The organism is Citrobacter sp. Igbk 16 (assembly GCF_028069755.1).
Lineage (GTDB): Bacteria > Pseudomonadota > Gammaproteobacteria > Enterobacterales > Enterobacteriaceae > Citrobacter.
This window is the reverse complement of the sequence record NZ_JANEWJ010000004.1, coordinates 1-14,049: the sequence shown is the minus strand read 5'-3', so window position 1 is coordinate 14,049 and position 14,049 is coordinate 1. Positions and strand designations below refer to the sequence as shown.

Genomic DNA, 14,049 nt, shown 5'->3' with positions numbered 1-14,049 from the left:
TTTATTGCCAGGAGAAAGGTAATGCCAGCAAATGCAGGTGGGATTTACTACGACATCGAAATGGATGTGCAGGGGTTGATTACAGCGCAAGCGCGAGTAAATCAACGCCTCGATACACTTGAGCGCGGTTTTGATGGCACGACTAAAGCTGTTGGCAACACTGAGCGTTCAATGCTGCGCCTTTCCGGTGTCGCAACCTCCCTCGCTGCGGCATTATCTGTGCAACAGGTCTCTGAGTACGCTGATGTATGGGCGACCGTTAATAACAAACTCGCAAACTCCCTGCGCCCTAGCGAGCAATTAGTTGATGTCACGCAGCGCGTATTCGACATTACTCAACAGACTCGCGGCAGCCTGGATGCAACTGCATCGCTTTATGCCCGCCTTGAACGGGCTACCAGAGAATACGGCACAAGCGCACAGGATCTGACGAAGCTTACGACGATAATCAACCAAGGTTTTGTTGTTTCTGGTGCCACCGCTCAGGAAGCAGAAAATGCCATTATTCAGCTCTCGCAAGGTCTGGCATCTGGAGCCCTTCGTGGCGAGGAATTTAACTCAGTAAATGAGCAGGGTAACCGTCTGATTGTCGCGTTAGCCGATTCTATGGGCGTAAGCATCGGGCAAATGCGTAGCATGGCTGCTGCCGGTAAGTTGACTACAGACGTAGTGGTTAACGGGCTACTGTCGCAGGGAGCAACGATTGGTGCTGAATTTGCCAACACAACAACCACCATCAGTCAGGCTTTGCAGGTTGCAGGCAATAACATCACCAAATTCTTTGGTGAAAACTCCACGGTAAAAACCGGCGTTGCGATTTTCAATGATGCCATTGTCAGTGTCAGCGAAAACATTGGTGTACTTAGCGGGATATTGACAGCCGTTGCTGCGGTAATCGGGAGTCGTTATGTTGGTGCGCTAACGCTGGCGACGGCTGAAAAAATCAAAACTGCCATTGCTGCAAAGAACCAAGCCGCTGCGGAAATACAGGCGGCGCAAGCCGTTGCAAATAAAGCCGCCGCAGATCTCCGCGCAGCCGCTGTCGCAAAAGAACGGGCGCTGGACGAGATCCGACTTGCCGAGATGATGAAGCTAACTGCGATTAGTGCAGCAAATGCTACTGCGGCCGAACAACGATTATCAGCAGCTCGTGTAGCCGCTTCTAGTGCCGTTGATAATTACAACCGTGCTTTGGCGGCGAATAAAACAGCACAGTCTGGTTTATCGATGGGTGTAGGAATGATTAGCCGCGGGCTGGCTCTGATTGGCGGTCCTGCGGGCGCGGCCATGCTAGCGGCCAGTGCGATTCTATATTTCTCCCAGCGAGCTAAAGAGGCCAGAGACGATGCCAATAACTTAGCAGATAGCGTCAATGAACTTAGCGCTAAGTTCCAGACCATGTCGCATACCGAGTTGGCAGCCACCATTGGCAAGTTAAGCCAGAATCTGCCAGAGCTAAGCGATGCGGTAGCAGACGCACAGAAAGAATTTAACGACGCTACAGCTGCTGTTCAGAGGCAAGAAAGAGAGATCGCTAACTGGGGAACGAACACCACTCGAGGACGTCAGGCTGCTGAAGCATTAGGTGGTGCCCAGGATAAATTAGCGATTGCAACTCTCGATCTTGAGCGTGCTCAGAATCGCCTCAGCCAGACCCAGAACGCTATTAACATCGGACGCGCCACGCTTAATGGCACGATGAGGCAAGGTATTGACCTGCTTCGCCGGGATGGTGAGGAAGCTGTTATCACCGCTGGCATGATGGGCAAGCTTGGCGACATGATTAACTTTGCCGCAAACGCGAAGGAGAAATTCAACTCCAGCAGTTTGATGGTAGAGCGCTCGAAAGATGTTCAGGACTACCTTGATAAACTGCAAGACCAGGTGACACTCCAGAGCGAGCTTAACGATCGTAAGCGTGCGCAGTTGAAGGTTGAGCAGGACATCAGAAAACTTGGTGGAACTGAAGCTGATGTCAGACTGGCGAGGGAAAGGGCCGCTGCTGAATACGACGCCCAGCAAGCTCAGCAGAAAGGCAAAAAGGAAACTAAAGATGCCACGTCTGAAGCGACCAAATACGCAAATCAGCAAGAAACAATCGCCCAAAAACTTGCGAATTTGAAGCAACAGTCTGAGCTTGCTGCCGGTTCTACTTCTGAGCTGAGCAGAGAGCAAGCCATTCTCGCAGCACAGCAATCACTTGGTAAAGGTGCTACCCAGGAACAAATAGCGCTGGCTGGCAAATATCGAGGCGAAATTTGGGACACAGCCAATGCACTTAAAGCGCAGGCCGCTGCTGAGAAGTTATTACCGGAAGCGCGCGAGAACGCCAGTTATAAGCAGGATGTTCAGGATCTGAAAACTGCGCTGGATGCGAAAAAAATCAGCCAGCAACAATACAATCAAACCAGTGAGGTGTTAGAGCAACAACATCAGGCTAATCTGGCAAAGATCCGTTCTCAGCAAGCAGTTAGCCCAATGCAATCAGCTGTGGCAGAAGTTGATCCAGTTCAGCAGCTTGCCAATCAGCACGCGCGGCAATTAGCTCTCATTCAGCAATTCGAGCAGCAAGGCGTCATCACGCACGATAATGCTCTTGCGCTGAAGAATGCCGCTGATACCGAGTATGAACAGGCACGCATCGCCGCGCAGTGGAAAATTTTCCGCAACCAGAGTCAGGCCAATGAGTTACTGGCATCCTCTTTGGAAGGACTGCAAAGCGGAGCGACTAATGCTCTGACCGGTCTCATTAGCGGAACCCAAAGTCTTCAGGAGGCATTTGCCAACATCGGCACGACAATACTCAACAGCGTTGTTGGTAGTCTGGTGCAGATGGGGATCGAGTGGGTCAAGAGCCAGTTAATGGGTCAGGCCGCAGCCGCCGCATCACTGGCATCGACAATGGCTCAGGCCACGGCAGCGGCTTCAGCGTGGGCCCCGGCGGCAATGAGCGCCTCGATCGCCACCTACGGCAGCGCCGCTGCAGTAGGTCAGGCGGCTTACGCTGGTTCCCTTCTGTCAGCAAAGGGGATGGCTTTGGCCGGCGCTCGCGAGCACGGTGGCCCGGTAAGCGCCAACAGTATGTATCGCGTTGGTGAGGGTGGGAAGCCCGAAATCTTCAAGGCATCGAACGGCAATCAGTACATGATACCTGGCGACAACGGGAAGGTGATCAGCAACCGGGATATGCAGGGCGGCGGAAGTGACGGTGGCGGTATCGTACAGCACATCAACTTCGAAATTAATACTACCGGCGGCATCGATCAGGCCACGATAAAACAGATGGAATCCATGATGAAGCGGGTTGCTTTGTTCCAGATAAATGATCAGGCAAATCGCCCTAACGGCATGATCCAGCCGAGGAGAAAATAATGCCGGAAACATTCACCTGGTCTCCTCAGAAAGCCTACACCATCGAGAGCACGCCTAACGTAGCGGTCGTTAAACTCGGTGATGGCTACGAACAGCGCCAGACGAAAGGTATCAACCCACTGATGACCAAGTACTCACTGACGTTCAAGGGGGTAGAGGACAGCGCCTGCAGCAGGCCGAATGCAGCAAAGGAAGCCGACGCTTTCCTCACAGCAAGAATGGCTGTTGAGGCGTTCTACTGGACGCCATCAGATACCGGAGTGCAGGCGCTGTTTGTCTGCCGCTCCTGGAATATGACAAAAACCGGGCCGCTGTTTGAACTGACGGCCACGTTTGAACAAGTGCCACGATAAGGGGATTATTATGAAATTCACCGAACTACCTGATCATGTAATTGAAGCCGCAGCAAAAACGCTTTCTCGCGAACTTGAAGGGGTATCGATGTGGGAAGATGATAAACGAACGGAAAAGGCCAAAGCTGTAGCCGAATCCGTTCGCGATAGTTTTATCAGGCTTTGCGAGGGGAATTAACTGCTTTCATTATCCTTACTTTTAAAATGCTTCACAGCCTGGTCATACATATCCAGAAGACTAGAAATATTCCCGCTGGAGTAAACGGGTACTCTTTGGGCTCTGATCATTTCAATCAATAATGCATACGCTGATTCTTCCGGTGAGTCTTTTGGGTTTATCAGTCCAGACATAAAACCTCCTTTTATGTTGAAGCTTCAGCCTAACCCCTCTTTATTTTGTTTCACATCCTGACAAATGATCAGTAGCCGCCGTCGAGCGGCTTTTTTATGGGAGTTTGCCGTGCGCGACATACCAGCAAATTTAATTATCGACAGCGTAGACGCCGGAGTAGGCGCATTCATCGATTTGTTCGAAGCTGACCTGCAACCCTTTGGTGGTGACCTTATCCGTTTCCATTCCGGAACAAACGGCTATTACGGTAATGTTATATGGAAAGGTAACCAGTATCAGGCGTACCCAATAGCTGTGGAAGGATTCGAGTCAAAGAACGAAGGCACTTATGCCCGACCGTCAATGGCGGTGGCGAACGTTACCGGCTTACTAACGGGTATCAACTATGACTTTGATGACATGCTGGGAGTCGTTATCACCCGGCGACAGGTTCCTGTTAAATACCTGGACGCGGTGAATTTTCCGAACGGCAACCCTGATGCCGATCCAACACAGGAAGCAGTTTCCCGCTATGTTGTTGAAGAGATGACGGAAGAGACATTCGAGCAGGTGACCTACACGCTGGCGACACCTATCGACTGTGATAACGCCATTATCCCGGCTCGCACTATTCTGGCCGACGTGTGTCAGTGGCAGTATCGAGGCGTCGGGTGTGGATATGACGGGCCTCCCGTTGCAGATGAGCGCGACAATCCAACCACTGACCCGGCGAAAGACAAGTGTTCTCACCGACGTAGCGGCTGCCGCTTCCGTTATCCGCGACCGGAACCAATGCCAATCAGCAGTTTCCCCGGTTCTCAGAAGGTTTCCTGATGCAAGAGTTACTCGAATATGCAGCATTGTCGCAGGATGAGGTATGCGGTTTAATCCTTGATGGCGATCGACTGTTCCGTTGTCGGAATACGCATTCCGATCCGGGCAAGCATTTCCGCGTCAGCGATGATGACTGGCTGGCAGCTGAGGAGGCAGGAGAGGTGACGGCGGTTTTTCACTCGCACCCGCAAAACGTACCGTACCTGTCTGGCGCTGATCGCCAGATGCAAGAGGTTACAGGGCTTCCGTGGTGGCTGGCATGTAGTGGAAGAATTCGCAAATACAGACCAGTGCCTTTCTTGCTGGGGCGTAAGTTCGAGCATGGTGTCATGGACTGCTACACCCTGTTCAGAGATGCATATCATCTGTGCGGCATTGACCTGCCGAACTTTGAACGTGCGAATGGTTGGTGGTTACGTGGTGAAAACCTCTACCTGAAAAACATGCCGCTCAATGGCTTTTACCAGGTATCGCCAGGGGAGGCGCAACCAGGCGACGTCATTATCAGACAACCATTCCCCGGCGCCAACCCCTGCCACGCAATGATTCTTCTCGAAGACAATATGGTGCTTCACCATGACCACACCGGACACCTGAGCCGGAGAGAGACTATGCGTCCGGCATACGTTAAGCAGATGCATTCCATATGGAGACATGAACAGTGCTCATCTTTAAATTTGCGGGCAATTTACGCCGATTTTACCGCCAGGTCTCTCTGAACGTTGATACGCCAGCGCAGGGATTGCGGTTGCTCCTTTCCCAGAATCACGAATTTAAAAAAGCATTTCTTGGTTCCCGGATCAGGATGCGTGTTGCAGGTGATGAGGTGACAGAAGATTCCGTGCAGTGGCATATGGACAGAAACCTTAAAGACGGTTCTACAGTGTTGTTTGTGCCGGTAATTGAGGGGGCTATTTCGGGAACTGTCGCTCTTGTTGCCACTCTGGTCATCGCCGCTGCATCTGTTGCGTACTCTATTTATATGGCCCGCAACATGAAAACTAAAACATCAGCAGAATCGGCAGAGAATAACACGCTGACCAACAACTCATTTACCAGCGCAGAAAACCGCGTCGGGCAAGGGCGTCCGGTGCCAATTCTTCTCGGAGAAATGGAGGTCGGCTCGAACGTCATTTCTCTCGGCATTGACACAAGTAACAATCAGGACTGGACAGAATCAATCAGCTAAGGTGGCGCTATGTCTTCAGGTGGCGGTAAAGCATCAACCCCCAAACTCCTCGATGATAACCTCAAATCCAAACAATTTTACCGGGTGCTTGACCTTATTTCGGAAGGACCAATCTATGGCCCGATTGATCAGTCACATCTGTCTTCATTCAGGCTGAATAAAACGCCGGTTACTGACGCCAACGGAAACGTCAGCGTCAACGGCGTAAGCGTAGCATGGAGGCCGGGATCTGAAACGCAGTCGCCAATTAATGGCTTCTCTGCAATCGAAGCAACAACCATCGTTAATACGGAAGTCAACTACGATACACCGCTGGTACGCACCATTACAGACCAGGATGTAACCCGCGTTCGTTTTAACGTCGGGACAACCGGGCTGGTCGAGCAGGACACCAAAGGAAACCAAAAAAACACCTCAGTAACTATGGTCATCGAGTCCAGAACCGGTTCAACCGGATGGGTTATCGAAAAAAACGTTACTATAGGTCCTGGGAAAATTTCCGGCGAGTATCTTGAGGCGCACCTGATTGATGCGCCAGAAATCAAACCGTTCGATATTCGTGTCAGACGCATTACACCGGACAGCACCAGTGATTTGCTGTCAAACGGCACAATCTGGAACAGCTACAGCGAGATCACCGACGATAACCTGAACTATCCGTTCTCTGCTATTGCGGGCGCGGTTATCGATCGTGACCAGTACACCGACACCCCAAGCAGGACATATCATCTTCGCGGCCTGATTGTGGACGTACCTGACAACTACGATCCGATCGCCAGAACCTATTCCGGCCTGTGGACTGGCGGATTCAAAAAAGCATGGACTAACAATCCGGCCTGGTTGTTTCGTGAACTGGCGAAGAATACCCGTTTTGGTCTGGCGAAGCGTGCCGGTTATATCGATGTAGATGACGGCGCACTCTATGTTCTTTCACGGTATTGCGATCAACTTGTTAATGACGGCTACGGCGGTCAGGAACCAAGAATGACGCTGAATGCTTATATTACCGAACAGGCGAGTGCGCGTGACATTCTTGACAAGATAGCGAGCATGTTTCGCGGTATTGCGCTGTGGGACGGGATGCGCCTGTCTGTCATGCTTGACGCGCCACAGGATCCGATAGCGACAATTACAAATGCTAACGTGGTTGATGGCGAGTTCAAACGTAGCTCCGTGAAGCGATCAGAGAAATACAATGCAGTTGTTGTATCCTGGACTGACCCGGATAACGGCTGGGAGCAGGTAAAAGAGTATGTTTCCGACGATGAGATGATCGCCCGCGGCAACTACAACGAAACCACTCTGGAAGCATTCGGCTGTACCTCACGCGGTCAGGCATGGCGAGCAGGAAAATGGCTGCTGGAAACCGCAAAGCGCGAGAGCAGCAGGTTGTCGTTCCAGATGGCGCGCGATGCTATCCACTTCACACCGGGTGACATCGTTGAAATCATGGATAACAACTATGCTGGTGCGCGTCTTGGTGGCCGCATTATGTCGCATGCGGGTAACAACATCACTGTTGATGCGGTTGATTCGTCTCTGATATCAGAAGGCGACACCATGTCGATCATGGGCGGTGACGGCAAGTTCATTAGGTATGAGATTGTCAGCATTGCGGACAATATAGTGACGTTGAAAACAACTCCAGTATGGGTTCGTGACGGCACTGTATTTGCCATTTCTACCCGCAACGTTTCTACCAGACTCTTCCGCATCCTGAGCGTTGCAGAGACGGATAACAATTCAGTCTACAGCATTACTGCATCACAGCATGATCGGAACAAACAGGTCATTGTTGATGAAGGAGCCGTGTTTGAAGTTCCCAACGATACGCTGAACGGTTACCGCGTGCCGAACGTGGAGAACCTGCGCATCATCAACACAAACTCTGAGACAGTCCAGGTCACTTCCACCTGGGAGACGGCAACCACCACTAAAAAGCTGGTGTTTGAGTTATACGTGTATACCGACGACGGCAAAGTGGTTACTCAGTACGAAACAGACCAGTTCCGCTATGAGTTTTTCGGTCTGAATGCTGGTAGCTACACGCTTGGTGTTCGCGGTCGCAATGAAAACGGAATGAAAGGCGCTGAAACACAAATCAGCATGGTCATCGGTGCGCCACCTGCGCCATCTAGTGTTATCTGGACGCCAGGCTTGTTCTCAGCTGACCTGGTTCCTGTTATGCGCATTACTGCAACGACAGACACTTCGTTTGAATTCTGGTTCTCTGGGCAAAATCAGATTGTCAATCCGGCAGACATTGAAGACCAGACTCAGTTCCTCGGGCGTTCTAACCAGTGGACGCTTCATGGTCTGCAGGCAGATAAAACGTATTACGTTTATGTCCGTACCAGGAATGCTTTCGGGGTATCTGAATTTGTTGAAGCATCCGGGCAGGCGTCATCTGATATTCCAGGAATGATAGAGCTTATTGATGAGCAAATACGAGGGTCAGAAGCGTTTAAAAATGTTCAGGAGGGTGTTGATACTAATCTGGAATGTGTCATGTCAAATGCGCTGGCAAACCACGGAACCGTGGAACACCAGTGGGCTCAGTATGGGGAGGTCCGGGCTGATATATTGGTTGTAAAAACTACGGTAGCTACTGCTGAAAAGGGATTAGCTGATTTATCTACCTATGTGCAGGCGCAAATTGGCCCGAACGGAGAGTTAACGGCGGCGGTAAATGAAAAGCTTACTGCCCAGGTTGAAGATAATGGTAATGCTAAAGCGTCATATACTCTTAATCTTGGCATTAAAAGAAATGATGTTTTGTATAACGCTGGTTTCGGTATTTCCATTGAGCCATCAGGAAGCACCTATAAATCGACTGTGGTTTTTGCTGCTGATCAGTTTGGTATTTATTCAGGAAGTGACCCTGGTAATTATAAGGCTGCATTCCTGACCTCTAATGGTCAGGTATTTATTAACGAAGCATTTATTGACTATGCGTCATTCACTTTGGCGAAAGTTGGCTCATGGTATTCAGCTAATTACGTAGCGGGTCAGACAGGCACCATCATGAAATCGGACGGAACGTTTGAAATGAATGGAGCAGTTGCCGGTGAGGGGGCAATGAAAATCACCAACACAACCCAGAGCGTTAAGGACGGGAATGGCGTTCTCCGTGTACAAATTGGAAAAATAACGGGAGTGTTCTGATGGTATGGGGCGTACAAACATGGAACGCGAGCGGCGTCCCTAATAACTATGGCATAAAGCCTGTTTCGGTATACGGGACGCAAGTATTAGCCAATGGGCAGAAGTCAGGTTCATGGACTGTCCCTTTGCCGCCAGGCTTAAAGTTAAATTATTACCACGTCGCAAACGCATCGGAGACGAGCTCCGGAGGGATGGGTAGTGGCAGACGCAGAGTTAGCGTGTCAGGTAATACGATAACAGTGTCCGCTGCCGGCGATACGGAGTACGCCGCCGATACATTCCAGGCAGCCCGCGCATTCCTGGTCATTACCATAGAGAAGGGGTGATATGTCATACGGGGTTTTATTAGCAACATCATCCGGTGAAGTATGGGTTAGCCCGGAAAGCATTCCTCTGGCGCTGTTTGTGAAGAAAAGCGTTACCGTTGCAACGGCGTCCACAATCACGTCAGTAACACAAAGTTATGATGTCAGTCAGCCTATAATCCCGTTTGTCTATACCACTGGCCAGGGGGCGCTATGGTCAGATATTGCCAACGGAACCTGCACGATATCATTGCGCAATGCCGCAGTCGGTACGCGGATGGACGTTTATTTCTTCTCTATATTCCCGCAGTCGTTGCCTGATTATGGTCTCGCCATCTGGGATGCATCCAGAACCTGCATTTTAACCAACGAGACCCGAACCTTATCCGACCTGGAAAAAGTAGGGGGCGTCGGAACGGCGTCAGATAACGGGATTAATACTAATATCTTAAAATCAGGCAAGTGGGGTGTTGTACCTGAGTATCTGGGGATTGCTGTCGGGGTTATTAATGACCCGTTACCGCGCCCCTGGCAGTCGAATATACGCGTCATAGCGTGCGGTGAGGGGGCGGGCACACGGATAGTTGCTTACAGTGATGGTGGCTCCTCGACAGGAGTGTCAGGGCTTGGATTTACCAACGGGCATGGGAATGTCATTATCACCAGAGTTGATATTTATGATTAATTGATCGTTTCTGACGATCAATATCATTAAAACGATCTGTTAAATCAATTATCTATTATTACATGCTGTTGTTATTTTCATTATAAATAACTCACGTTGAGTGAAAATATGAAAACTTTATTAATTATCCCTGCGGTTTTAGCCTTGTCTGCATGCTCTGGTATTCTCGAACGACAATCGCCAGTATGCACTGCAACCGCAATAGTTGGTGGTCAGAAAACGGCTGTTTCTATTTATGGTGTCCGCAAGGTTGCAAACCAGACACAATATCAGGCTGGCTACCCGTTTAACTGGAAATGGGTCAGTAAGACTAATTTCACACGTACCACATGTCAGTAATCAAATTATGAATATCGAACCCTGCTCCGGCAGGGTTTTTTATTATCTAAATTCAGGAAAAATCTATGTCAGCAGGAACACTCACCCTGACGAATAACTCTGCCCAGGTATCAGGGGCAGGGACTTCATTTACTACCGAACTCGCGGTAGGCGATTTTGTTGTTGCTACTGTAGGCGGCATCTCGTATACGCTCCCGGTCAAAACAATCGAAAGCAATACGGGGCTGACGCTGGCCAGTAACTTTACCGGTCCCACGCAATCGGGTGCAGCATGGTCAGCAGTTCCACGTGTGGCACAGAATATGGTTACTGCCGCGCTGGTGACCCAGAGCGCGGAGGCGCTTCGCGGCCTGAACTACGACAAACAGAACTGGCAGCAATTTTTCACTGCAGATGGTGATGTAACCATTACGCTCCCTGATACCAGCCAGACAACAGGACCATCAGCGAAAAAGTTAATAAACAGCGTCAGTGACAAGGCTAAAAAAGGGAACAACTCAGATATTACCAGCCTTACAGGGCTGACGACGCCGTTAAGTGTTACTCAAGGAGGCACGGGAGGGAACAATCCAGCGACTGCACGCACCGGTTTGGAATTAACCAGTGCAGCCACTACCAGTATCGGAACCAGTGGTAATTCGATCCCGCTACTGAGCGGAGCTAACGCCTGGTCTGCACCTCAGGTGTTTACTGGTGGTTTATTCACAAGCTCAGCTACTGGTAATGCCAATATTGGCATGATTAAAAATGTTCCCGATGGGTCATTAGCTAATACACAAGGGCCATTATTAGTATCAAGAATTGCTACTAACGACACCAGCAGGTGTGAAGCCCAGTTCTTTGCCAATTTCGATGGTGGTTCTATCCGCCGCGCCCTAATCCAGATAACCAGCGATGCTTCTGTAGCTGCCAACTTTGCTTTTGTTGAGGATGGAAACATCAATGGAAGAAACGGATCTGTACAGTGGAATGGATCAGATGTACGTATTAAGTATGGCTTTGAACCTGCTTCTGACGGAGCGGGCGAACGTATAGACCAAATTGGTGTTATGGAATATTGCTATAAAGGGAGCAATATACGGCGTCGCGGTTTCCTGGCGCAGCAAATGACAAACATAGATGATCGCTACACATTTTTCGGCGGTACGGCGACAGATGAAAACGGTGATGACTTTGCAGTGATGAATGTTGATGACCGCGCAGTCATTGCAGATCTGGTCGTGGTTGTTCAGGAGTTGAGGCGAGAAATTAGCATTCTAAAGAATATGGGTAGCTCACAGTGAACCTGATTGAATGCGAAGCTCTGACAGGAGTAGTTGCGGCGATTGGCAACAAATAGCCACCAGTCGTCGCAGATTATATTTATCCAGGACAGCAGCGCCATTTCTTAGTCTGAAACCAGCCAGAACTCAGCCTCTTCAAACATTTCCTGAACAGTACGGCTTATCTGTTCTTTCTCATGCTTACTGGCGTCAGTGTTGATCGCCGGCAGTGTCATCATCGGTTTTACCCGGACATCAGCATCCGGGAAAATCCGGTGAACCCTCTTAGTCAATTCGCCCAGAATGATGTCTTTTGCACCGGGCAGACCATCAAAATTCCTTTTGTCATAAACGAGTTCCACGAACATGCTTTAGCTCCTCTTTACTGTATATAATGACAGTATATACTGTATGTATAAACAGTATCAATGTGAGTGAGTTTATTATGAAGTTTTATTCACCAGTCGAGTTACGTCAGCTCGTTGCGCTTCCCTTATTTGGCGATTTGGTTCCGTGCGGATTTCCTTCGCCAGCGCAGGATTATGTTGAGAAACGTATTGATCTCAACGAGCTGTTAGTGCAACACCCAAGTGCGACCTATTTCGTAAAATCATCTGGCGATTCTATGATCGGTGCAGGTATCGGTAATGGCGATTTGCTGGTCGTCGATCGATCAAGAAAGCCTGTGCATGGAGATATTGTGATTGCCGCCATTGATGGCGAGTTTACTGTCAAACGTCTGCAGTTAAACCCGGTCGTTATGCTTGTTCCTGAAAACAGTGCTTATGCACCCATCAGGATCAGCAGCGAAGATACGCTGGATATCTTTGGCGTTGTGACGTTTATCGTGAAAGCGGCAAGCTGAACATGTTTGCTCTGGTTGATGTGAACTCGTTTTATGCCAGTTGTGAGACTGCATTCCGGCCAGACCTGAAGGGAAGGCCGGTTGTGGTTCTCTCAAACAACGATGGCTGTGTTATTGCCCGTAACGCTGAAGCCAAAATGATTGGTGTGAAAATGGGAGACCCGTATTTCAGGCAAAAGGACTTATTCCGCCGATGTGGTGTTGTTTGCTTCAGCAGCAATTATGAACTGTATGCGGATATGTCCAGCAGGGTAATGGCCACGCTGGAGGCATTATCACCACGATGCGAAATTTATTCGATAGACGAGGCTTTCTGTGATGTTTCCGGCGTGAGGAATTGCCGCGTTCTGGAGGATTTTGGGCGTGAGTTAAAAGATGCGGTTTATCAAAATACGGGCCTGGCGGTTGGCGTTGGTATTGCTCAGACAAAAACGCTGGCCAAGCTGGCAAATCACGCCGCTAAAAAATGGCAGAAACAGACGGGAGGCGTGGTGGATTTATCAAACCTCGAACGCCAGCGTAAGCTTTTGGCTGCACTTCCGGTTGATGAGGTCTGGGGTATCGGGCGACGCATTGGCAAGAAGCTGGAGGCAATGGGGATCAAAAAGGTTCTTGATCTGGCAGATACTGACATCCGTTTTATCCGTAAGCACTTCAATGTTGTCCTGGAGAGAACAGTGCGCGAGCTTCGTGGAGAACCCTGTCTTGAACTGGAGGAGTTTGCGCCAGTAAAGCAGGAAATTGTTTGTTCCCGGTCATTCGGGGAGCGCATTACCGATTATGCCTCTATGCGGCAGGCCATCTGCAGTTATGCGTCGCGCGCCGCAGAAAAGTTGCGCGCCGAGCATCAGTTTTGCCGCTTCATATCGACCTTTGTCAAAACGTCACCCTTTGCGCTGAACGAACCGTACTACGGTAACAGTGCATCAGTGAAACTGCTCACCCCGACACAGGACAGTCGGGACATTATTGCAGCAGCGACGCGAAGCCTGGATGCAATATGGAAAGACGGACATCGATATCAGAAAGCGGGGGTCATGCTGGGAGACTTCTTCAGTCAGGGCATAGCCCAGTTGAATCTGTTTGATGATAATGCGCCACGTCGTGGCAGCGAGAAGCTGATGGAAGTTCTTGACCATCTGAATGCAAAGGAAGGCAAGGGGGCGCTTTATTTCGCCGGACAGGGTCTCCAGCAGCAATGGGCGATGAAGAGAGAAATGTTGTCACCACGTTATACCACCAGGTATTCTGATATTCTTAGTGTCAGATGAGTTTCATCAGGTCGATGCAGCGACCAGAATTAAATTATTATGGTTCAAAAAATAAGCGTATTATTATCTATAAAGGCT

At 49.8% G+C, this 14,049-nt stretch carries 14 protein-coding genes; 12 read left to right on the top strand and 2 right to left on the bottom strand.

Annotated elements, in window-relative coordinates:
* The first annotated feature begins 21 nt into the window (after nt 1–21).
* Genes NNO03_RS04115 through NNO03_RS04105 form a run of 3 tightly spaced genes read left to right on the top strand, consistent with a single transcriptional unit; the run spans nt 22 to nt 3,903 of the window.
* Nucleotides 22–3,372 carry a tape measure protein gene (locus NNO03_RS04115; protein ID WP_271448897.1) on the top strand — a complete coding sequence of 1,117 codons (3,351 nt, stop codon included), beginning with the start codon at nt 22–24 and terminating at the stop codon, nt 3,370–3,372.
* Nucleotides 3,372–3,725, top strand: a complete 354-nt coding sequence (locus tag NNO03_RS04110; protein ID WP_271448896.1) for a phage tail protein — start codon at nt 3,372–3,374, stop codon at nt 3,723–3,725. The genes NNO03_RS04115 and NNO03_RS04110 overlap by 1 nt, the downstream gene beginning before the upstream one ends.
* 10 nt (nt 3,726–3,735) lie before the next feature.
* Complete coding sequence (locus NNO03_RS04105) at nt 3,736–3,903, top strand: hypothetical protein (RefSeq protein ID WP_271448895.1); 168 nt, start codon at nt 3,736–3,738, stop codon at nt 3,901–3,903.
* Here the strand turns inward: NNO03_RS04105 and NNO03_RS04100 are convergent.
* Complete coding sequence (locus NNO03_RS04100) at nt 3,900–4,076, bottom strand: hypothetical protein (protein ID WP_040230880.1); 177 nt, start codon at nt 4,074–4,076, stop codon at nt 3,900–3,902. The genes NNO03_RS04105 and NNO03_RS04100 overlap by 4 nt on opposite strands.
* 109 nt (nt 4,077–4,185) lie before the next feature.
* Here NNO03_RS04100 and NNO03_RS04095 point away from each other — a divergent pair, with 109 nt between their 5' ends.
* The 7 genes from NNO03_RS04095 (at nt 4,186) to NNO03_RS04065 (ending at nt 11,856) form a co-directional block, all read left to right on the top strand.
* Nucleotides 4,186–4,890 (top strand): phage minor tail protein L, encoded by a 705-nt coding sequence (locus tag NNO03_RS04095; RefSeq protein ID WP_271448894.1) that lies wholly within the window; start codon nt 4,186–4,188, stop codon nt 4,888–4,890.
* Nucleotides 4,890–5,609, top strand: coding sequence for a C40 family peptidase (locus tag NNO03_RS04090; protein WP_271448893.1), 720 nt, complete (start codon nt 4,890–4,892; stop codon nt 5,607–5,609). Before NNO03_RS04095 ends, NNO03_RS04090 begins: the two co-directional genes overlap by 1 nt.
* Nucleotides 5,552–6,079, top strand: a complete 528-nt coding sequence (locus tag NNO03_RS04085; RefSeq protein WP_271448892.1) for a tail assembly protein — start codon at nt 5,552–5,554, stop codon at nt 6,077–6,079. Before NNO03_RS04090 ends, NNO03_RS04085 begins: the two co-directional genes overlap by 58 nt.
* Before the next feature lie 9 nt (nt 6,080–6,088).
* A complete protein-coding gene (locus NNO03_RS04080; protein ID WP_271448891.1) occupies nt 6,089–9,244 on the top strand; it encodes a host specificity protein J in 3,156 nt (1,051 codons plus the stop codon).
* Between the two features lie 327 nt (nt 9,245–9,571).
* The gene (locus tag NNO03_RS04075) at nt 9,572–10,234 is read left to right on the top strand and encodes a hypothetical protein (protein ID WP_271440823.1); all 663 of its coding nucleotides are present in this window, start codon (nt 9,572–9,574) and stop codon (nt 10,232–10,234) included.
* A 108-nt stretch (nt 10,235–10,342) separates the two neighbouring features.
* Nucleotides 10,343–10,573 carry a cor protein gene (locus NNO03_RS04070; RefSeq protein WP_271440822.1) on the top strand — a complete coding sequence of 77 codons (231 nt, stop codon included), beginning with the start codon at nt 10,343–10,345 and terminating at the stop codon, nt 10,571–10,573.
* A 65-nt stretch (nt 10,574–10,638) separates the two neighbouring features.
* Nucleotides 10,639–11,856 (top strand): tail fiber domain-containing protein, encoded by a 1,218-nt coding sequence (locus NNO03_RS04065; RefSeq protein ID WP_271440821.1) that lies wholly within the window; start codon nt 10,639–10,641, stop codon nt 11,854–11,856.
* Nucleotides 11,857–11,960: 104 nt separating this feature from the next.
* On the opposite strand, the gene NNO03_RS04060 is transcribed toward NNO03_RS04065, so the two are convergent.
* Complete coding sequence (locus tag NNO03_RS04060; protein WP_181695516.1) at nt 11,961–12,203, bottom strand: DinI family protein; 243 nt, start codon at nt 12,201–12,203, stop codon at nt 11,961–11,963.
* A 77-nt stretch (nt 12,204–12,280) separates the two neighbouring features.
* Here NNO03_RS04060 and NNO03_RS04055 point away from each other — a divergent pair, with 77 nt between their 5' ends.
* Together NNO03_RS04055 and NNO03_RS04050 are read left to right on the top strand one after the other, a co-directional pair.
* Nucleotides 12,281–12,700, top strand: a complete 420-nt coding sequence (locus NNO03_RS04055; protein ID WP_271448890.1) for a translesion error-prone DNA polymerase V autoproteolytic subunit — start codon at nt 12,281–12,283, stop codon at nt 12,698–12,700.
* Nucleotides 12,701–12,702: 2 nt separating this feature from the next.
* Nucleotides 12,703–13,971 carry a Y-family DNA polymerase gene (locus NNO03_RS04050; protein WP_271448889.1) on the top strand — a complete coding sequence of 423 codons (1,269 nt, stop codon included), beginning with the start codon at nt 12,703–12,705 and terminating at the stop codon, nt 13,969–13,971.
* Nucleotides 13,972–14,049 lie beyond the last annotated feature (78 nt).